A 19578-nucleotide genomic window follows, 5' to 3' on the forward strand; every position below is an offset into this window, starting at 1 on the left:
CACTACTCTGGGGCGATGAACCAGTGGGACCTGATCGACGGCGTGGTCGAGCTCCCCGACGGCCGGCGCGTGCGCGGCACCCGCCTGCGTCGTCCGCGCGGGGACGCCCCTGCACCCGACTTCGCGGTCTACCTGCTCGGCAAGGACCCGCGACCCGAGTGGGCGTACGAATGGGTCCGATGGCGTGACTTCCGCCTGCCCGACTCGACGGAGCAGGCCGTGGCCGCGCTGCGGGAGGCGCACTCGCGGGCGGAGTCCGAGCGGGTGGAGATCGCCTGCGGCGGCGGGACCGGCAGGACCGGTACCGCACTGGCTCTCCTGGCCGTCCTGAGCGGCGTCGCGCCCGACGCCGCCGTGGCCTGGGTCCGTGCGCACTACCGCCCCCGGGCAGTGGAGACCCGGGGGCAGAAGCGGTGGGTGGAGGAGGCGGGCGCCCGGGTGCTTGGTCGGTAGCTCGACCGCTCAGGGCCGGCCCACCACTCACGCGCGCGCGAGCAGCTCCAGCGTGTCGATCACGCGGTTGGAGAAGCCCCACTCGTTGTCGTACCAGGCCACGACCTTGACGTGCGCGCCGTCCACGCGGACCAGAGCGGCGTCGAAGATCGCGGACGCCGGCTCGCCCGTGATGTCGCTGGAGACCAGCGGCTCGTCGGAGTAGTCGAGGATGCCCTTCAGGGCGCCGTCGGCCGCCGCACGGTACGCCGCCAGCACCTCCTCGCGGGTGACCTCGCGAGCGACCGTGGTGTTGAGCTCCACGAGGGAGCCGACAGGCACGGGCACCCGGATCGAGTCGCCCGACAGCTTGCCGTTCAGCCTCGGCAGCACCAGGCCGATGGCCTTGGCGGCGCCCGTCGTCGTCGGGGCGATGTTGACGGCGGCGGCGCGCGCCCTGCGCAGGTCGCGGTGCGGGCCGTCCTGCAGGTTCTGCTCCTGCGTGTAGGCGTGCACCGTGGTCATGAACCCGTGCTCGATCCCGGCCAGGTCGTCCAGGACGGCGGCCAGGGGCGCCAGCGCGTTGGTGGTGCACGACGCGTTCGAGACGATCGTGTGCCGTGCCGGGTCGTAGTCGTCGGTGTTCACGCCGTAGGCGAGCGTCACGTCGGCGCCGGTGGCCGGTGCGCTGACCAGCACCCGACGCGCGCCGGCATCGAGGTGCGCGCGGGCCGCGTCGGCCGAGGTGAAGCGCCCGGTCGACTCGAGCACGATGTCGACGCCGAGCTCCGCCCAGGGCAGCTTGGCGGGCTCCCGCTCGCCGAGCACCCGGATGCGGCGTCCGTCCACGACGAGCTCGTCGCCGTCCACCTCGACGGAGCGGCCGAGGCGGCCGAGCGCGCTGTCGTACTTGAGCAGGTGTGCGAGCGCGTCCGGGGCGGTGAGGTCGTTGATCGCGACGACGGTGAGGTCGCTGTCCCGCTCGAGCAGGGCGCGCAGGGAGTTGCGTCCGATGCGGCCGAAGCCGTTGATGGCGATGTTGGTCATGCCTCCATGCTCGGCCGGCCGCCGCCACGTCGAAAGCGGCTGGAACGCCATGGTGCGCAAGCAACTCGCCAGACATATCGCCACTGTCCGCAAGGATCTCGCCACCCCTCTGTCGCGTCGTCACGCCGAGAACGTGTGCCGGTACTCCGTCGGCGACGTGCCGAGGATCCGGTGGAAGTGCAGGCGCAGGTTGGCCGCGGTACCCAGCCCCACCCGGTGCGCGATCTGCTCGACGCCCAGGTCGCTGCGCTCCAGCAGCTCCCGCGCCAGGTCCACGCGCGCCCGGAGCACCCACTGCATCGGCGTGTACCCGGTGTCCTCGACGAACCGCCGCGAGAAGGTGCGCGCGGAGACCCGGGCGTTGCGCGCGAGCGCCTCCAGGGTCAGCGGTTCGGCGAGGTGCTCCAGGGCCCACTCCCGGGTGTCGGCGAACACGTCGCCGAGCGGCTCGGGAACGCTGCGGGGCACGTACTGTGCCTGTCCCCCGCTGCGGTACGGTGCGGCCACGAGCCTCCTGGCCACATGGTTCGACAGCCCCACCCCGTGGTCGCGCCGCACCAGGTGCAGGCACAGGTCGATGCCCGACGCGGCGCCCGCGGAGGTCAGCACGCCGCCCTCGTCCACGAACAGCACGTTCTCGTCCACCCGCACGAGCGGGTAGCGGTCGCGCAGCGCCCGCGTGTAGTGCCAGTGGGTGGTGGCACGCCTGCCGTCGAGCAGGCCCGTCGCCGCCAGCGCGAACGCCCCGGTCGAGATGGCGGCGAGCCTGGCCCCGCGGGCATGGGCGGTCCTGAGCGCGTCGACGACGACGGCGGGCGGGTCGGCGACGTCCGGCGTCCGGTAGCCGGGGACGAACACGGTGTCGGCGCGCTCGAGCGCGTCCAGCCCGTCGGCCACGTGGTACGAGAGCCCGTCCCCGCCGGTGACCAGGCCCGGTTCGGCGCCGCAGACCCGCACCTCGTAGGGCATGCTCGGCCGGTTGGAGAACACCTGGGCGGGGATACCGACGTCGAGCGGCTTGGCGCCCTCGAGCACCAGGACGGCGATCTGATGGTTCCGGCGCGACGCGGTCACGCTCGCGATCCTAGGTGGCGGCGCCGGGGGGCCGCCCCGTGCCAGGCTGACGCCATGCCGTCAGAGCCCGTCATCAGAGTCGCGACCCCCGACGACGCCCCCGCGCTGGCCATGCTGCGCTGGCGCTGGGCGGTCCCCGACCGGCCACCGAGCGAGGACGAGGCCCTGGAGTTCGCGAGGGCGCTCCGGCGGTGGATGGAGGAACGGGGCGAGCAGTCGGTGTGTCAGGTCGCGGTCCTGGAGGGAGAGCTGGTCGGGATGGCGTGGCTGGCGGTGTTCGAGCGCGCGCCGAACCCCGGCGACGTCGTGCGCCGCTCCGGCGACGTGCAGAGCGTCTTCGTGGTGCCGGAGCACCAGGGCACCGGCATCGGACGCGGGCTCATGGAGGCGACCTGCGCGGCGGCGGACCGCCTGGGCGTCCGCAAGCTCACGCTGGACGCCCGCGACACCGCCGTGCCGTTCTACGAGCGCCTGGGATTCTCGACACGGAACCATCTGATGCAACGTTGACTCAAAGCCGACCGAGCACCTACGGTGACGGCGGTCCGTCGACGCGGCGGGCCGACCACCACGAGATCAGAGCCGATCCGAGAGGTGCTAGTCATGTCTGCTGCTCGACGCTTGTTCACGGTCCTCGCGCTGGCCGCGCTCGCGCTGACCACCGCCGTCACGCCCGCCACCGCCACCGCGCCAGCCACCCACGTCGGTCCCGGGGCGACCGCGCCACCGCCGGGAGGGGCGGAGAACGGGACCCGGCTGATGGACGGTCCGGCCCTCTACCCGCGCGCCATCCGGCTGGAGCACTCGGGCGCGGCGAACGGCACGATCATCGCCAGCGCCGTCACCTTCGCCGACGGCGCCGGGCACGGCGCGATCTTCTCCAGTACGGACGACGGCCGCACGTTCACCCGGATCGGCACGGTCTCCGACCCGGGGGCCGCCGACGGCCTGTGCTGCTCGACGCTGTACGAGCTGCCGCGCCAGGTGGGCGACCTGCCGGCCGGCACGCTGCTCTGGTCGGCGTCGGTCGGGCAGGAGGAGGACCCGGCCACGCGCCGGATGACTCTGCCGGTCTGGGCCAGCACCGACCAGGGCCGCACCTGGGAGCACGTCTCGACAGCGGCCACCGCTCCCGGCGGCAAGGGGTTGTGGGAGCCGGAGTTCGCCGTCTCCCCCGACGGCACGCTGGTGCTGTACGTCTCCGACGAGAACCAGCAGCCGGCGCACAGCCAGACGATCGTGCAGTCGACGTCGCCCGACGGGGTGACCTGGTCCCCGCTGGAGAACGTCGTGGCGGCCAAGGACCCGGCGCTGCGCCCCGGCATGCCGGTGGTGCGCCGGCTGCCCGGCGGCACGTACCTGATGAGCTACGAGATCTGCGGCCCCGGCCAGGAGTGCCGGCACCTGACCCGCCGGTCGCCCGACGGCGTGAGCTGGGGGCCGGTCGACCACCTCGGCAACCCGGTGCGCACCGTCGACGGCACCCACTTCCGGCACGCCCCCACCATCAGCTGGTACAACGATGGCACCGACGACGGGCGGCTGCTCGGCGTCGGGCAGATGCTGTACGGCGCGGACGGGACGGTGCGGCCGGGCAACGGGTCCACGATCATGACCAACGACGCCGCGCCGGAGTCGCCCTGGCGCACGGCCGAGGCCCCGGTCCGGATCCTCGAGCCCTGGAACAACTACTGCCCCAACTACAGCTCGAGCCTGCTGGCCATGCCCGAGCGGGGCGAGCTGCTCGAGCTCGCGACCGGGTACGACGCGGTGGGCGGCACCTGCACCACCTACTTCGCGGTCGCGCCCCTGCCGGAGTGACCGCGCGGGCCTGCGGCCCTGACTCGTCGTACCCGGTACGTCGCGTCAGGGCCGCAGGCCCGCACGCCCGACTCACCCGCTCACCGCGGCCACCAGCAGCATCACGGGCGCGACGATGAGCAGGTACAGCAGCCCGAAGAACATGGTGTGCACCACCACGAAGCCCGCCAGCGTCCTGAGGTGGGCCGCCACCCGGAAGTGCTCGACGAGCTTGCGCACGAACGACCAGGGGTGCAGCAGGTCCCAGGAGTTGAACCGGATGTACCGGCCCAGGTAGATGCCGACGGTCACCAGCACGAGGGTGATCGCCACGAGCACCCAGGAGTCGGGCTGCCGGTACGGGTCGTCGTCGTTGGGGCGCACGATCATCACGTAGCCGAGCTGCACCAGCAGCAGGTTGAGCAGGGTGTTCAGCACCCCGGACAGCGCGAGCGCCAGCACCATCACGATGTCGTACCAGAGCGGCGCCGGGTCGTCGCGGCGCCGGTGGGAGAAGTTGAGCTCGGTCACCAGGTAGGCCGCGTTCGGCAGCAGCAGCACCCACACCACGGCCACGACGGCGATCAGCACGAACAGGAGCGTCCGGTTCGGGTAGAGGCCGACGACACCCGCGATCAGGGCCACCCCGATCCCCAGCACGACCGCCGGCGCGACGGACAGCCCGACGTTCAGCACCATCGGCCAGTACACCGGCAGCCGGAACAGCGGTGCGCGCAGCAGCACCAGGGCGAGCGCGTAGAGGTTGAGCAGGACGATGCCGAGCGGCAGCAGCAGGATGGCGTTCATCACCGCTCATCCTCACCGTGACCCCGCCGTCGCGCTCGACGGCGGGGTCGACGGCGGGGTCACGGACCGGCAAGGGCGGGTCACCGCACGGGCGCCCCCGGCCCGAGCGGGATCCCGAGGCCCCACCACGCGAAGAACAGCAGCGTCCAGGCGATCGTCATGCAGACGGCCAGCGGCAGCGTGTACGAGGCGAGGGTGCCGATGCCCGCGTCCTTGCGGTACCGCTGCAGGAACCCGAGCGCCATGATGAAGTACGGGCTCATCGGCGTGATCGCCGTGGACCCCGAGTCGGCGATGCGGAACAGGGCCTGGGTGGTCTCGGCGGGCACGTCCAGCAGCATGAGCATCGGCACCACGACGGGCGCCGCCATGGCCCACATCGCCGAACCGCTCGTGACCAGCACGTTGACCAGGGACAGCAGCGCCAGGATCCCCAGGAACACGATCCAGATGGGCACGCCGGTGGTCTCCAGGGCGTTCGCCGAGTTCACGGCGATGACGTCGCCGATGCGCGTCCACGTGAAGTACTGCAGGAACTGCGCGATCGCGAAGAACAGCACCAGCACGGGCGCCATCTGCCGTACTCCCTCCGCCATCAGCCTCGGCACGTCAGCCGCCGTGGCGATCGATCCGGACCGCATGCCGTAGACGGTCCCGACCAGGGCGAACATGACGGCCACGACGGCGGCGATCCCGCCGAGGAACGGCGACTCGGTGAGGCTGCCGTCCTCGCCCCGCAGCGGGGACGACGCCGGGAGCACCGCCGCGACGACAGCGACCAGGGCGACGACACCCGCCAGCACGGCCGCGCGCAGGGCAGACCGGTCGCGCGGCGTGAGCTCCAGGCTCGCGACGTCGTCCAGGTCGGCGTCCGGGTCGGCGTCGAGATCGGGACGCTTGGCCAGGACCAGCTTGGTGACCAGGGTGATCACGGTCGCCAGCACCAGCGAGGAGGCGATGTTGAAGAACCAGTTGCTGACCGGCGACACGTAGGCCGCCGGGTCGATGATCCGCGCGGCCTCCGTGGTGATACCGGCGAAGATCGCGTCGTTCGGCGTCGGGATCGGGCTCGCGTCGTAGCCGGACGCGATCGACGTGTAGGCCACGACCACGCCGAGGATCGGCGACTTGCCCACCGCCCGGAACGCGAGCCCGCCCAACGGCACCAGGATGATGTACGCGGCGGCGCTCGCGACGTGGGAGACGGTGCCGGCGAACGCGACGGCGAACACCACCCACGACACCGGCACGCGGGACACGGAGACCTTCATGGCCGCCGCGAGGAAGCCGGTGCGCTCCGCGATCGCGACCCCCATGATGACGGCGACGATGGTGCCCATCGGGCCGAACCCGGCGAAGTTGTCGACAGCCGTCTCCACGGCCATCGCGAGCCCCTCGCCGCTGAGCAGGTTCTGGACCACCACCTCCTCGCCGTCCGCCGGGGAGACCACGGAGACGCCTGCCGCAGCGAGGACGGCGCTGGCCACGCCGAGGATCGCCGCGAGGATCCAGAAGAGCCAGAACGGGTGCGGCAGCGCGTTGCCGAGGCGTTCGACGACGGCCAGCGCGCGCAGGACGGGCGGGAGGCGGTCCGGATCGGTCCCCGGACCGCCGGCGGTGCCGGACCTTGACGTGGTGGTCATGACGCCACCTCCTGCCCGCGCTCGGCGAGGAACCGGACCGGCAGCCGCTCGTCGGCCAGGAACTCCCACATCACCTCGTGCGCCTCGATGCTGTGCGTGGTGTACCCGCCGCCGGAGTAGCTGTCCGCCCCCGGCCAGGTGTGCCCGCCGCCGAGCACCGCCACGTGCGTCACCTCGGCGCCGGCGGCGCAGCCCGTCCAGCGGTAGGTGGTCACGTCGTCGGCCGTCGCCTCGGCGCCGGGTCCGGTGGCGCAGTCGTTGCGCCCCGCCCACTCGCCGACCCAGTGCGGGACGTCGGGCAGGCCGCGGTCCACGTCCCCGGCGTACGGGATGGTCGCGTCGTCGGTGCCGTGGAACTCGATCACCGGCACCGGGCGCTCCGGGGCGCAGTCCGGGTGGCCGGTGCCGTAGAACGCGGCCGCCACCGGCGCCACCGCCGCGATCCGGTCGGACAGCTCGCACGCCAGGATGCCGGTGAATCCCCCGCCGTTCGACTTGCCCGTGGCGTACACGCGGCGCGTGTCCACGCACAGGTCCGCCTCGAGCGTGTCGAGCAGGTCGTTCGTGTAGGCGACGTCGTCGACCCCCGGTGCGGAGTACGGCGCGCCCTCCCAGGCCTGCCGGTCGCCGTCGCCGGTGCCGACCACGCCGTTGCCGTAGGCCACGATCGCGGGCAGGGCGTCCAGCCCCGCGAACGCCTCCGTGCCGGCACCCGTGTTGCCACGGCCGTGGAACACGAGCACCACCGGCCAGGCCCGGTCGCTGCGGTAGCCCTCAGGAAGGTGCAGCTGCACGCTCCGCTCCCGGGCGTCGCTGGTGAGCGTGCGCAGCACGCTGGTCCCGGGCTCCTGCCCCGGGTCTGCGCCACACCCGGCGGAACGCCCCGGACTGGCGGCGGCGTGGGCCACGCCGCCCGACGGCGACGTCGCGGAGGGCAGCGCGGGCGCGGCGGACGCCGTGGTGGCGCCGAACGGTCCGGCCAGGCCGGAGACGGCGAGCGCCAGCGCAGTCAGGAGCGCCGCGCGGCGGCCGGGCCGCCGTCGGGCACCCCGGGCGGGTGTGCGGTCAGGAGGTGATGCTGTCGTCGTTGACATGCGAGTCCTTTCTGCGTGCCAGCCCGCGTGAACGGGCATGACGGGATGGACACCTGGCGGACCAGGTGCGTCGGGAGGTTGCGGTATAGGTGGTGTGCGAGGGCCGGCTACGCGGCCAGCCACTCCTCGAGGAAGGTCGTGATCCGGCCGACGACGGCCTTCACGATCGCGGCGCCGTCCTCGGCGGTCACGCGCCGCGGGTCGCCGAGCACGCCGTTGGCGCTGAGCCGGTCGTACGGGAGGGTGAGCACGGGCTGCCCGTGGTGGCGCGCGGTCCGGGAGACGTCGTCGAGCTGGTCCGGGGTGGTGGTACCCGGCTCGAGACGGTCGGTGTGCACCAGGTGCGGTGCGAGGTGCAGCATCTGCGCGGTCTCCGCCTCCCCGGAGTGGCCGTGCACGGCGCTCGGCTCCAGCGCCCGGACGGCGTCGCCGGCCAGCGACGTCAGGGGCGACCAGGCGAGCTGGATACCCGGGTGCGAGACGAGCAGGTCCTGCGCCACCGTGGTCAGCGCCGCGTTGTTGCCGCCGTGCCCCGTGACCACCAGGAACCGGGTCCAGCCGTGGGTGTGCAGGCTGGTGACGTACTCGCGCACCACGGCGGCGAACGTGCCCGTCGTCAGCGTGACCGTGCCGGGGAACGCCATGTGGTGCGGCGACACCCCGACGGGGATCGACGGCCCGACCACGACCCGGCCGGACAGGTTCGACGCGACCCGCTCCACCACGGCCTCCGCCCGCACGAGGTCGGTCCCGAGCGCCATGCCCGGGCCGTGCTGCTCCAGCGCACCGGCCGGGATCAGCACCACCGTGCCCCGGGCCACCGCCTCGGCGGCCTCCACGGTGGTCATCTCCGCGAGACGGTCCGGGGCGCTCATGGCGTCACCTCTCCGAAGTCCGCGGCCTCCAGCGACTCCCGGATGGTCGTCAGGTGCTCCCGGGTCAGGCGCTCGGCCGCCGCGCCGTCACCGTCCCGCACCGCCGCCAGGATCTCCAGGTGCTCCGCGTGGTCGCGGTTGCGGTCGTCGTAGCGGAACCGGATCTCGGTCTGCTCCGACGCCCGCACGTGCAGCAGCGCCTCCACGGTCTCGCGCAGCAGGTTGTTGCCCGACGCCGACGCCAGCTCCACGTGGAAGTTGAGCGCCGGACGGAACCCGTGCACCGGCGGCTGCAGAGCCGTGGCCGTCGCGGCCTCCAGGCGCTGCAGCCCGGCGGCGTCGCGGGCGCTCGCGGCGAGCGCGGCGATACCGGGCTCGATGACCAGGCGGGCCTGGACGAGCTCGATCACCGAGTCCCGCGTGATGTGCGGGCGGTGCGGGTTGGCGAGCACCGACCGCTCGATGCCCGGCCCGATGTAGGTGCCGGAGCCGTGCCGCAGCTCGACCACGCCGGTCGCCTCGAGGCGCCGCAGGGCTTCCCGGACGGTCGGGGTGGTGACGGCGAAGCGCTTGGCCAGGTCGCGGGAGGACTCGAGCACGTCGCCCGGTCCGAGGCTCTCGGAGCGGATCAGCCGCACGATGTCGTCAGCGAGCTGCTCCGAGAACGATGCTCTACCTTGAGTCATGGAAGTGACTAAATCACTTAGCCACACGATGGTCAACCCCGGTCCGTGGCTCCGCGCACCGTGAGCGCTAGGCTGACCGCGTGACAGCCGGCACGGCGAGCCGCCCGAGCGCGGGCCAGGGGATGTCCGCCCGCGAGCGTGACAACCGCCGGCTGCTGCGCGCCAGGGACGCCATCGACCGCGACTACGCCCGGCCGCTTGACGTGCCGGCGCTGGCCCGGATCGCCCACGTGTCGCCGTCGCACTTCAGCCGCAGCTTCCGGGCCACCTTCGGCGAGACCCCGCACCGCTACCTGCAGCGGCGCCGGATCGAGCGCGCGATGGCGTTGCTGCGCGACACGACGCACCCGGTGACCGACGTGGCCCTGCTGGTCGGCTCCAACAGCCTCGGCACGTTCAGCCGCACCTTCAGGGACATCGTCGGCGTCTCGCCGAGCGAGTACCGGCTCCGGGCCAGCCGGGTCACCGCACCCGTCTGCTTCACGAAGAGCTGGATGCGGCCCGCCGGCTGAGCAGTTTCGGAGAAGCGCACCGCGCGGGGGCGACCGTAGCGTGGTCGGCATGTTCAACAACATCTCCATCACCGCCGTGTACGTCACCGACCAGGACGAAGCCCTCGACTTCTACGTGGGCAAGCTCGGGTTCGCCGTCAGCAACGACGTCGACATGGGCTTCATGCGCTGGCTCACCGTCTCCCTGCCGAACGACCCCGACCGCCACATCCTCCTCGAGGTGCCCGGGCCCCCGGCACTGAGCGAGGAGGTCGCGGCCCAGGTCAGGGACCTGCTGACCAAGGGAGCGCTCGGGGTCGCGTGCATCCTCACCACCGACGACTGCCGCCGCACCTACACCGAGCTCAGCGCCAAGGGCGTCGAGTTCACCGAGGAGCCGGTCGAGCAGCCGTACGGGATCGACTGCGCCCTGCGCGACCCGTTCGGCAACCACATCCGCATCACCCAGCCGGCGACCGGCCCCGTGGAGGTGACCGACGCGGACATCGCACGCTGGAGCGGCGCGGCACAGGGCGGCTGAACCTCAGGGCCGGGGCGGCGCCGCGGCCGGGGCCTGCCCGCGCCGGCCAGGGGCGTCGCCCAGGTCGCGCCACATGATCCGCAGCCCGACGTCGCCCAGCCCGGGGTGCCTGAACGCCCCCGGCGCCACCCCGAGCGTCACGAAGCCGAGGCTCTCGTAGAGGTGGACGGCGCCCGCGTTGGTGTCGACCACCGCGTTGAACTGGATGGCGGCGTAGCCCTCCCGGCCGGCCCAGGCAATCATGTCCTCGACCAGGGCACGGCCGGCGCCGGTACCGCGCACGGCCCGGTCGACCATGATGCTGCCCGAGGCGATGTGGCTGCCGGGGCCGGGCCGGTTCGGGTACATGTTCGCCGTACCGACCACGGCGCCGTCGCGCACCGCGACGACCACCCGCGCGGGAGCGTCGAGCCACGCCGCCCGCGCCTCGGGCTCCGTCATGGTGGGCTCGTAGGCGAACGTGTCGGCGGCGCGCACCACCTCCTCGACGATCGGCCAGATACGGGACCAGTCGTCGCCCGTCGCCTCGCGCACGGCGGTCGCGGGCCGGGACTCGAGCGGGGCGTCGGGCTGCGGGACGGAGGAGCGCATGCGCCTACCCTGCCGCACGCCGGGTGCGGCCCGCCAACCTCTTGTCCGGAGGTTGAGCACAGCAGCTGCTGCCAACAACCTGGCCCCACGGCAGCCACTGCTGTGCTCGACGCCGGGTCACCCTGCCGGGCAGCCGCTGAACGGCGTACGGTCGGAGCATGTGCCGGAACATCACGACGCTCCGCGGGCTGGAACCGCCCGCCACCGACGAGGAGATCACGGCGGCCGCCCTGCAGTTCGTGCGCAAGGTGACCGGTGTGACGAAGGTCAGCGACGCCACCCGCGAACCGGTGGAGCAGGCCACGCAGGAGATCGCCGACATCGTCACGCGCCTGCTCGACGCGCTGCCGGAACGCCGTCAGCCGCCCAAGACGGTGCCGCCGCTGCGCCGCGCCGAGGTGCAGGAACGCATCGCGCAGCGGATGAAGGACCGCGAGGAGCACGAGCGCCTGCACGAGCTGGGCATCGCGCACACGCACTGAGCGGACACGTCAGGCGGGCCGTTAACCTGGCCCGCGTGACCGAACACGCCCCCGTGAGCGCCGCGATGCACCGCGCCAAGGCCGACGCCCGCGCCTCCCACGTGACCGTGGGTCTGGTGCGGAACCTGCCGGGCGACCGCGCCGAGATCGACTGCTCGTGCGGCATGACGCTGACCAACGGGCCGCAGTGGTCGCTCGACGAGCACATCCGCCTGCACCGGGCCGAGGCCCGCTACCTGGCGCTGAGCCGGGTGGCGCCTGCGGGCATGCCCCGGATCATCCCCGTGGACCCGGGCCGCCTGCCCCGCTGACGAGGCCGCCCTGACGCGTCAGAGCTCTTCCGGGTCGTCCCAGGACACGCCGCTCGACGCGCCGGAGATCGGGTCGAGCTCGCAGTCGGCGAGGTTGCGCGGCGCCTTGGAGGCGTCCCCGCCGCCGAGCAGCCCCCGGCGGGTCGCGGCGCGGCGGCGGGCCGGCGGCGCGATGTGGGCGTACGAGGCATTCGACTCGTCGACCAGGTCGGTCGGACCGGAATCGACAGGGTCTGCGGCGGGCTGGGGTTCCCCCGTGATCATGGCCTCATTCTCGCAGCACCATGGGGTTCCGCGCATCCGCTTGGCACAGTTTTTTTGATCCCCCCGAAGCCTCCACAGCGACGGCACGCCCGGCACGCAGATCTCCCCCCACGTACCCGGCCGGGGTGTGATGATCATCCGATGCAGACCTGGCCAGGGCGCCCCTATCCGCTCGGCGCGACGTTCGACGGTACGGGCACCAACTTCACGCTCTACTCCTCGGTGGCCCAGCGGGTCGAGCTGTGCCTGCTGGCGGACGACGACACCGAGACCCGCATCGAGGTGACCGAGGCCGACGCGCACGTGTGGCACGTCTACCTGCCCGGCGTCGGCCCCGGCACGCGGTACGGGTACCGCGTGCACGGCCCGTACGACCCCGCGTCGGGCCACCGCTGCAACCCCGCCAAGCTCCTGCTCGACCCGTACGCCAAGGCGGTGGACGGCGACCTCGACGGCGACCCGTCGCTGTTCTCCTACCCGTTCTCGGACGTGGACCAGGCCACGACGGGCACGACGCCGGAGGCCTCGGACTCTCTCGGCCACACCATGGTCTCCGTGGTGGTCAACCCGTTCTTCGACTGGGGCCACGACCGCCCGCCGGCCACGCCGTACCACGAGACCGTGATCTACGAGGCGCACGTCAAGGGCCTCACGATGCGCCACCCGGACGTCCCCGACGAGCTGCGGGGCACCTACGCGGGACTCGCCCACCCGGCGGTGATCGAGCACCTGACCACGCTGGGCGTCACGGCGATCGAGCTGATGCCGGTGCACCAGTTCGTCACCGATCCGTCGCTGGCGGCCAAGGGGCTGACGAACTACTGGGGATACAACACGATCGGGTTCTTCGCCCCGCACAACGGGTACGCGGGCTACGGCCGCCGCGGCGAGCAGGTCATGGAGTTCAAGGCCATGGTCAAGGCGCTGCACCAGGCGGGCATCGAGGTGCTGCTCGACGTCGTCTACAACCACACCGCCGAGGGCAACCAGCTGGGCCCCACCCTCGGGTTCCGCGGCATCGACAACGCCGCCTACTACCGGCTGGTCGACGGCGACGAGGCGCACTACTTCGACACGACGGGCACCGGCAACTCGCTGCTCATGCGCTCCCCCGCCGTGCTGCAGCTCATCATGGACTCGCTGCGGTACTGGGTCGAGGAGATGCACGTCGACGGGTTCCGGTTCGACCTGGCGGCCACCCTGGCGCGCCAGTTCCACGAGGTCGACCGGCTGAGCGCGTTCTTCGACATCGTGCACCAGGACCCGGTGATCTCCCAGGTCAAGCTGATCGCGGAACCCTGGGACCTGGGCGACGGCGGGTACCAGGTGGGTGGGTTCCCGCCGCTGTGGACGGAGTGGAACGGCCGCTACCGGGACACCGTGCGCGACTTCTGGCGCGGCGAGCCGGCCACGCTGCCGGAGTTCGCGTCCCGTCTGACCGGGTCCAGCGACCTCTACGAGCACAGCGGCAGGCTGCCCAGCGCGTCGATCAACTTCGTCACGGCGCACGACGGCTTCACGCTCGCGGACCTCACGTCGTACGACGAGAAGCACAACGACGCCAACGGCGAGGACAACAAGGACGGCGAGAACCACAACCGGTCCTGGAACTGCGGCGTCGAGGGCCCCACCGACGACCCGGAGATCAACGAGCTGCGCGCCAGGCAACGCCGCAACCTCCTCGTCACGCTCATGCTCAGCCAGGGTGTGCCGATGATCGCCCACGGCGACGAGATCGGGCGGACCCAGGACGGCAACAACAACGTCTACTGCCAGGACAACGAGCTCGCCTGGATGGACTGGGGCGGCACGGAAGGGCTCGACGACGACCGCGCGGCACTGCTGGAGTTCGCCCGCCACGCGGTCCGGCTGCGCCGCGACCACCCGATCCTGCACCGTCGCCGGTTCTTCGACGGGAAGGTCGGCCCGGACGCCGCCGGCGGCCCCGCCGACATCGAGTGGCTCGACCTGACCGGCGCCCGGATGGACGACACCGACTGGCACCAGTCGTACGCGCGGACCGTCGCGGTGTTCCTCAACGGGGACGCGATCACCGAGACCGGCGGACGGGGCGAGGCGGTGGTCGACGACTCGTTCCTGCTGCTGCTCAACGCCCATACCGGGGCCCTGGACTTCACTCTGCCGCCCGGTTCCTACGGGAAGGAGTGGACCGTGGTGCTGGACACCGACGGCAGCGCGGAGCCGGGAACCGTGCTGGAGGCGGGCACCGGTCTGACCGTGACGGGACACAGTGTCGTGGTGCTGACCCGCCCACCCGGCACACCGGGCTAGGCTGTCCGCCGTGACCGGACCGAGGAGTGGAACCGGGGGAACCACACCACCGCCCCGACCTGGGCCTGACATGCCCGTGCCAGGACCCCGACCGGTGGTGTGGGCGCCACGTGCCCGGATCATCGAGGTGCTCGTGCCCTACGACCCGTACGAGGAGCCGGAGCACATGCCGCTGCGCCTCGTCGGCGCTGGCGAGCCCGGCTACTGGGGCGCCGACAGGGTGCTCGGGCACGGCACCGACTACGGCTACTCCGTGGACGGCGGGCCGCTGCTGCCCGACCCGCGGTCGGTGTGGCTGCCGCAGGGCATCCACGGACCCACCCGGGTCTTCGACCCGGCCTTCGAGTGGACCGACGGCACCTGGTCCCCGCCCGACCTCTCCACGAGCGTGCTCATGCACGTCGACGTCGAGACGTTCACGCCGGAGGGCACCCTGGACGCCGCGGCGGCGCTGCTGCCCCGCGTGGCGGAGCTCGGCGTGCACGGCATCGAGCTGGCCCCCGTCGCCGCGTTCGACCCGGCACTCGGGCCCGCGCGCGGCGTGCGTCTCTACTCCGTGCACGAGCCGTACGGCGGCCCCCGCGCCCTCCAGCGCTTCGTCGACGCCGCGCACGCCGCGGGCCTCGCCGTCGTGCTGGACATCCCCTACCGCTGGGCGGTGGCCGAGGAGCTCGGGCTGGAGGCCTACGGGCCCTACCTCACGGCCGGGAGCGGCCGGGCGGCACGTCCGCCGCGTCCCGACGTCGGCGACGCCGGCGAGCATGCCCTGCAGGCGATGCGCCCCCGGACCGGCCAGGTGCCGCTCGACCGGCCCCGTACCGGTCCGATCCAGCTCCGGACCGGCCAGGTCCCGTCGATCGGCACGCGCGCGGGCAAGGTCCCGTCCGCGCCGACCGTGCGCACGGACTTCGTGGGCGACCGCATCAACCTCGACGGGAGCGGCAGCCGCGGTCCGCGCGACTTCCTCGTCGACGACGCACGGCACTGGCTGCGCGAGTACCACGTGGACGGCCTGGTGCTCGACGTCGACGCGCTCGTGGACCGCGCGCCCACCCCGTTCCTCAGCGAGCTGGCCGACTACGTGGTCGGGATGGGCGAGCAGCTCGACCGGCGCTTCAGCCTCCTGGTGGACGGCCCGGGCCGGAGCGACCGTCTGACGACCATCCTGCTGCGCATCCTGTCCGGCCCCGGCCGGTCGGAGGACATCCAGGCGCTGCAGATGCTCGCCGACCTGGTGCACCCCTCGGTACGCCGGGCCACCCGGCAGAACGCCGGGCGCCGCAACCGCGTCCGCGCGGGCGCGAGCGTGGTCGAGGACATCACCCGGCTGCCCGCCGCCCAGCTCACGGCCCCGTGGGCGGCCGAGGAGAGCCCCGCGACGGCCCTCCTGGGCGTCGACGACGTCGACATCCGGGCCAGCGTGCTCGCCACCGTGCTCCTCGCGGGCAACCCGCTCGTGCTCGACACCGTGCACGTGCCGGTGGTCCCGCGCAACGAGAACGAGCAGCGCCTGGCGCGCTGGGCACGCGAGGTGATCGCCATCCGGCTGAGCGTCTCCGAGGAGCTGGACCTGCCGCTGGAGATCCGCTCCACGGCCGACCGCTCGGTCATCGCGGTGCTGCGCGGCAGCCTGGCGTTCGTGCTCAACACGGGCCACGGCCTCGCCGCCCTGCGCCTGGGGAGCCTGCTGCGACCGGGCGAGGGTGCCGGCAAGGCTCCGCTGCCCGGGGCCTTCCGGCTCGTCGCCGCCTGGGAACCGGGCGCCACGCGCCTGGTCGGCGACACCCTCACGGTGCCGCCGCGGATGACCGCCGTGCTGCGCGCGGAGGGCTGACCTGGGAGCCTGGGGGTCTGCGTCCGGCACCTGCCGGGCGCGCGAGGGAGGCACCGATGGCGAAGAAGCTCGAGAAGCTCTGGCGGACCCCGGCCCACGAGGTTCTGCGCTGGGTGCGCGGCACCGACCTGGACGCCCTCGACGAGTCCGCGACGCCCGGCTGGGCCGGCAAGCGGCGCGACGGCGAGGAGCTGCTGGCCTCGCGCGGCCCGGAGCTCGCGGACCTGCAGGAGCGGCTCTTCGCACACGGCCGTACCGGCGGCGACAGATCGGTGCTCCTGGTGCTGCAGGGCCTCGACACGGCGGGCAAGGGCGGGATCGTGCGGCACGTGGTCGGCATGGTGGACCCGCAGGGTGTGCAGCACACCGGGTTCGGCGTGCCGACCGAGGAGGAGAAGGAGCACGGGTACCTCTGGCGCATCCGCAACGCGCTCCCCCGCCCCGGCTACCTCGGTGTCTTCGACCGGTCGCACCACGAGCAGGTGCTGGTCGTCCGGGTGAACCGGCTCGAGCCGCAGAAGACCTGGCGCAAGCACTATCGGGAGCTGAACGACTTCGAGGCGGAGGTCGCGGCGTCGGGCACCCTGATCGTGAAGGTGGCGCTCTTCGTGTCGGCGGAAGAGCAGAAGAAGCGCCTGGCCGAACGGCTCGAACGGCCGGACAAGCACTGGAAGTACAACCCGGACGACATCGACGTGCGCTCCAAGCTCCCGCAGTACATCGCGGCGTACCAGGAGATGCTGGACCGCACCTCCACCGATGTAGCGCCCTGGCACGTCGTGCCCGCCAACCGGAAGTGGTACGCGCGCCTCGCCGTCACCGAGCTGCTGACCGGCGCGCTGCGGTCGCTGGACCTGGGCTGGCCCCCGGCCACCTTCGACGTGGAGGCGGAGAAGGCCCGCCTGGCGGCGAGCTGACCCTGGTCAGACGAGCTTGCGGCCCTCCTCGGCCAGGGCACCCAGCCGGGACAGCGCCCGGTAGTACTTCTTGCGGTAGCCGCCCGCCAGCATCTCCGGTGTGAACAGCCCGCGCGTGTCGCCGTCGCCGCCGAGCAGCACCGGGACGTCCCGGTCGTACAGGCGGTCCACGAGCACCACGAGGCGCAGCGCCACCTCCTGCGCCGTCACGGGGTGCACGCCGGTCAGCGCGACCACGGAGACGCCGTCGAGCAGCGCGCCGTAGCGGCTCGGGTGCACGGTCGCGAGGTGCGCGAGCAGGTCGTCGAACCCGTCGAGCGTCGCGCCGGGGCGGCCCGCCGCCGCGGCGACCGCGTCCTCGGTCAGCGGCTCGGAGTCCGTGACGACGTCGCGGTGGCGGTAGTCCTCGCCGTCGACCCGCAGGGTCTCGAACCGGTCGGACAGTGCCTTGATCTCGCGCTGGAAGTCCTGGGCGGCGAAGCGGCCCTCGCCGAGCGCGTCGGGCAGGGTGTTCGACGTCGCGGCGAGGGCGACGCCCCGGTCGGCGAGCTCGCGCATGAGGCGGGACATGATGGTCGTGTCGCCGGCGTCGTCGAGCTCGAACTCGTCGATGCAGACCAGCTTCTTCGCCGCCAGCGCCTCGACCGTCGGGAGGAACCCGAGTGCTCCCACGAGGTTCGTGTACTCGACGAACGTGCCGTACGCGGCCTTCTCCGGCCCGAGCGCCTCTCCGACGGCGTGCGCGAGCGAGGTGAGCAGGTGCGTCTTGCCGACCCCGAAGCCGCCGTCGAGGTAGACCGCGGGGGCCGCCTTGCGGCGGGCGAACAGGCCGCGCCTCGGCGCGGCGATCTCCTGGGCGATCTCCTGCAGCCGGGCGAGCGCGCGTCCCTGGCTGGGATGTGCCGGGTTGGCGCGGTAGGTGGCGAACCGCGCGTTCGCGAAGTGCCGCGGCGGCACCAGGTCGGTGACGAGCCGGTCGACAGGGACCTGCGGTCGGACGGCGCACAGGGCGGTCGTCGCGGTCTGGCTGTCGGTGGTGGTAGCGGTCGTCACGTAGCAAGAGATTACCGGCGCGGCCGCTCAGCGGGGGTGCCGGGAGAGCAACGTCACACGTGCCGGACGGCCGGTGCGGCGGGGTCGTCCAGGAGCTCGCGGAGGGCCTCGACCACCTGGGCCGGGGTGCGGGTCTGGGCGGGGTCCTGGTTGCGGTCGTCGCCGGAGACGGCGTGGTCGATGACCAGCTCGTGGAACCGGACTTCGGCGGACAGCCGCTGCTCCGCCTCCAGGCGCAGCACCTGGACGAGCATCGCCAGCCCCGCACCGGTCACGCTGATCGCGCCCGACCCGGCCATCGGCTCACGGGACGCCGCCCCGTTGACCACGACGTACGGGTCCCCCGGCCCGAGCAGCGGGGCGAGCGCGCGTGCGGCGTCGAGGTGGGCGGTGAGATGGGAGGCCAATGTCGCGGACCAGCGGTACGGGTCGGACGCGAGCAGCGGGGCGCCCTTGTGCCAGCCGCCGATCGAGGCGACGACGGCCCCGGGCAGCGGGACTCCGGCCCGGGCGCAGGCGGCGCGGACGGCGTCGGGCAACGCCGACAGCTCGGGGCTGCGGACGGGGACCACCCCGGCCTGGACCGTGACCCGGTCGGGCAGCTCGCGGCGCGCCGAGGCGACCACGAGCCGGCCGTCGGCAGCCAGGCCGCGGGCGACCCGGCTGCCGACGAACCCGCTCGCCCCGACGACGAGGACGGAGCGGGAGCTGTTCATCCGCTCAGGCTAGGTCAGACCGCCTGCGGCTGCCCCACGGCCTTGGGGTCGGGGCCGAACTGGTTCGGACCCGGGTTGCCGTTGGCCGCCGTGAAGACGATCAGGACGATCTGGCCGACGAAGGGGATCAGGTGGAGCAGCACGAAGAACCCGGACTTGCCGGTGTCGTGCAGGCGGCGCACGGTGACGCCGAGGGTCGGCAGGAGCAGCGCGAGGCCGACGATCGACAGGACGACGTAGCCGGTCGTCAGGGACCCGGGCATGGCGGGCATCGGCGCCGCGGGGTCGCCGGCCATCAGGTACTCCGAGGTAGCCGCGGAGTACTCCGCCAGGCCGGGGGCGATCAGCGCCACGTAGAGGACCGTGTAGACGATCCCGTAGGCCAGCATGTACCACCAGAACTCCGAGCGACGAGCGCGCCCGTTGAAGACCGCGTACTTGGACAGCACGGTCTTGATCGACTCGATGAAGGACATCGGGTAAATACCTCTCTCACGTTTCGTGCCGGAAATCTCCAGCAAGTGCGCACATAGTGTCCCGACGACTCGCCGGGTGCACAAGGGCCGAAACGGGGCAGAACTACCCTTGACATGTCAGACGCTCAGGTCACCGGAGTGACCTGAGCGTC

At 72.7% G+C, this 19578-nt stretch carries 22 protein-coding genes; 10 read left to right on the top strand and 12 right to left on the bottom strand.

What is annotated here, in order from left to right:
• Window positions 1-15: 15 nt before the first annotated feature.
• Window positions 16-453: a protein-tyrosine phosphatase family protein gene (locus ACYVK7_RS10425; RefSeq protein ID WP_460887610.1), complete on the top strand. Its 438-nt coding sequence runs from the start codon at window positions 16-18 to the stop codon at window positions 451-453.
• A gap of 27 nt (window positions 454-480) precedes the next feature.
• Here the strand turns inward: ACYVK7_RS10425 and gap are convergent, their stop codons facing one another.
• Together gap and ACYVK7_RS10435 are read right to left on the bottom strand one after the other, a co-directional pair.
• On the bottom strand, window positions 481-1479 hold the full coding sequence (gene gap / locus ACYVK7_RS10430; protein ID WP_460887611.1) for a type I glyceraldehyde-3-phosphate dehydrogenase: 999 nt from the start codon (window positions 1477-1479) through the stop codon (window positions 481-483).
• 120 nt (window positions 1480-1599) lie between these two features.
• Window positions 1600-2562 carry a GlxA family transcriptional regulator gene (locus ACYVK7_RS10435; protein WP_460887923.1) on the bottom strand — a complete coding sequence of 321 codons (963 nt, stop codon included), beginning with the start codon at window positions 2560-2562 and terminating at the stop codon, window positions 1600-1602.
• Between the two features lie 45 nt (window positions 2563-2607).
• Here ACYVK7_RS10435 and ACYVK7_RS10440 point away from each other — a divergent pair, with 45 nt between their 5' ends.
• Both ACYVK7_RS10440 and ACYVK7_RS10445 read left to right on the top strand, forming a co-directional pair.
• Window positions 2608-3063, top strand: coding sequence for a GNAT family N-acetyltransferase (locus ACYVK7_RS10440; RefSeq protein ID WP_460887612.1), 456 nt, complete (start codon window positions 2608-2610; stop codon window positions 3061-3063).
• Window positions 3064-3156: 93 nt separating this feature from the next.
• Window positions 3157-4374, top strand: a complete 1218-nt coding sequence (locus tag ACYVK7_RS10445) for a sialidase family protein (RefSeq protein WP_460887613.1) — start codon at window positions 3157-3159, stop codon at window positions 4372-4374.
• Window positions 4375-4446: 72 nt separating this feature from the next.
• Here the strand turns inward: ACYVK7_RS10445 and ACYVK7_RS10450 are convergent, their stop codons facing one another.
• The 5 genes from ACYVK7_RS10450 to ACYVK7_RS10470 all read right to left on the bottom strand — a co-directional run bounded on the left by ACYVK7_RS10450 (window position 4447) and on the right by ACYVK7_RS10470 (window position 9458).
• Window positions 4447-5160: a DUF1361 domain-containing protein gene (locus tag ACYVK7_RS10450; RefSeq protein ID WP_460887614.1), complete on the bottom strand. Its 714-nt coding sequence runs from the start codon at window positions 5158-5160 to the stop codon at window positions 4447-4449.
• An 80-nt stretch (window positions 5161-5240) separates the two neighbouring features.
• Window positions 5241-6803, bottom strand: coding sequence for an AbgT family transporter (locus ACYVK7_RS10455; RefSeq protein WP_460887615.1), 1563 nt, complete (start codon window positions 6801-6803; stop codon window positions 5241-5243).
• Window positions 6800-7897: a CE1 family esterase gene (locus ACYVK7_RS10460; protein WP_460887616.1), complete on the bottom strand. Its 1098-nt coding sequence runs from the start codon at window positions 7895-7897 to the stop codon at window positions 6800-6802. Before ACYVK7_RS10460 ends, ACYVK7_RS10455 begins: the two co-directional genes overlap by 4 nt.
• A 107-nt stretch (window positions 7898-8004) precedes the next feature.
• A complete protein-coding gene (locus tag ACYVK7_RS10465; RefSeq protein WP_460887617.1) occupies window positions 8005-8772 on the bottom strand; it encodes a creatininase family protein in 768 nt (255 codons plus the stop codon).
• Window positions 8769-9458 (bottom strand): FadR/GntR family transcriptional regulator, encoded by a 690-nt coding sequence (locus ACYVK7_RS10470; RefSeq protein WP_460887618.1) that lies wholly within the window; start codon window positions 9456-9458, stop codon window positions 8769-8771. Before ACYVK7_RS10470 ends, ACYVK7_RS10465 begins: the two co-directional genes overlap by 4 nt.
• A 122-nt stretch (window positions 9459-9580) precedes the next feature.
• On the opposite strand from ACYVK7_RS10470, the gene ACYVK7_RS10475 reads away from it, so the two are divergent.
• The gene (locus tag ACYVK7_RS10475) at window positions 9581-9970 is read left to right on the top strand and encodes a helix-turn-helix domain-containing protein (protein ID WP_460887924.1); all 390 of its coding nucleotides are present in this window, start codon (window positions 9581-9583) and stop codon (window positions 9968-9970) included.
• A 49-nt stretch (window positions 9971-10019) separates the two neighbouring features.
• The gene (locus tag ACYVK7_RS10480; protein ID WP_460887619.1) at window positions 10020-10490 is read left to right on the top strand and encodes a VOC family protein; all 471 of its coding nucleotides are present in this window, start codon (window positions 10020-10022) and stop codon (window positions 10488-10490) included.
• Window positions 10491-10493: 3 nt separating this feature from the next.
• Here ACYVK7_RS10480 and ACYVK7_RS10485 read toward each other — a convergent pair whose 3' ends face one another.
• Window positions 10494-11081 (bottom strand): GNAT family N-acetyltransferase, encoded by a 588-nt coding sequence (locus tag ACYVK7_RS10485; RefSeq protein WP_460887620.1) that lies wholly within the window; start codon window positions 11079-11081, stop codon window positions 10494-10496.
• A 158-nt stretch (window positions 11082-11239) separates the two neighbouring features.
• On the opposite strand from ACYVK7_RS10485, the gene ACYVK7_RS10490 reads away from it, so the two are divergent.
• The gene (locus ACYVK7_RS10490; protein WP_460887621.1) at window positions 11240-11563 is read left to right on the top strand and encodes a DUF2277 domain-containing protein; all 324 of its coding nucleotides are present in this window, start codon (window positions 11240-11242) and stop codon (window positions 11561-11563) included.
• A gap of 35 nt (window positions 11564-11598) precedes the next feature.
• Window positions 11599-11874: a hypothetical protein gene (locus ACYVK7_RS10495; RefSeq protein ID WP_460887622.1), complete on the top strand. Its 276-nt coding sequence runs from the start codon at window positions 11599-11601 to the stop codon at window positions 11872-11874.
• Window positions 11875-11892: 18 nt separating this feature from the next.
• Here ACYVK7_RS10495 and ACYVK7_RS10500 read toward each other — a convergent pair whose 3' ends face one another.
• Window positions 11893-12138, bottom strand: coding sequence for a hypothetical protein (locus ACYVK7_RS10500; RefSeq protein WP_460887623.1), 246 nt, complete (start codon window positions 12136-12138; stop codon window positions 11893-11895).
• 141 nt (window positions 12139-12279) lie between these two features.
• On the opposite strand from ACYVK7_RS10500, the gene glgX reads away from it, so the two are divergent.
• From glgX to ACYVK7_RS10515, 3 genes are all read left to right on the top strand, one after another.
• On the top strand, window positions 12280-14430 hold the full coding sequence (glgX, locus tag ACYVK7_RS10505) for a glycogen debranching protein GlgX (RefSeq protein ID WP_460887624.1): 2151 nt from the start codon (window positions 12280-12282) through the stop codon (window positions 14428-14430).
• Window positions 14431-14527: 97 nt separating this feature from the next.
• Entirely contained in the window at window positions 14528-16264 is a 1737-nt protein-coding gene (locus ACYVK7_RS10510) for an alpha-amylase family protein (RefSeq protein WP_460887625.1), read from the top strand.
• Window positions 16265-16320: 56 nt separating this feature from the next.
• Window positions 16321-17181: a PPK2 family polyphosphate kinase gene (locus tag ACYVK7_RS10515; RefSeq protein ID WP_460887626.1), complete on the top strand. Its 861-nt coding sequence runs from the start codon at window positions 16321-16323 to the stop codon at window positions 17179-17181.
• A 6-nt stretch (window positions 17182-17187) separates the two neighbouring features.
• Here the strand turns inward: ACYVK7_RS10515 and zapE are convergent, their stop codons facing one another.
• The 3 genes from zapE to ACYVK7_RS10530 are packed head-to-tail and all read right to left on the bottom strand — an operon-like array spanning window position 17188 to window position 19426.
• Complete coding sequence (gene zapE, locus ACYVK7_RS10520) at window positions 17188-18234, bottom strand: cell division protein ZapE (RefSeq protein ID WP_460887627.1); 1047 nt, start codon at window positions 18232-18234, stop codon at window positions 17188-17190.
• Window positions 18235-18287: 53 nt separating this feature from the next.
• Window positions 18288-18950: a hypothetical protein gene (locus tag ACYVK7_RS10525; RefSeq protein ID WP_460887628.1), complete on the bottom strand. Its 663-nt coding sequence runs from the start codon at window positions 18948-18950 to the stop codon at window positions 18288-18290.
• 14 nt (window positions 18951-18964) lie between these two features.
• Window positions 18965-19426, bottom strand: a complete 462-nt coding sequence (locus ACYVK7_RS10530; RefSeq protein ID WP_460887629.1) for a DUF805 domain-containing protein — start codon at window positions 19424-19426, stop codon at window positions 18965-18967.
• Between the last annotated feature and the right edge of the window lie 152 nt (window positions 19427-19578).

It is taken from the genome of Promicromonospora xylanilytica (assembly GCF_054782895.1).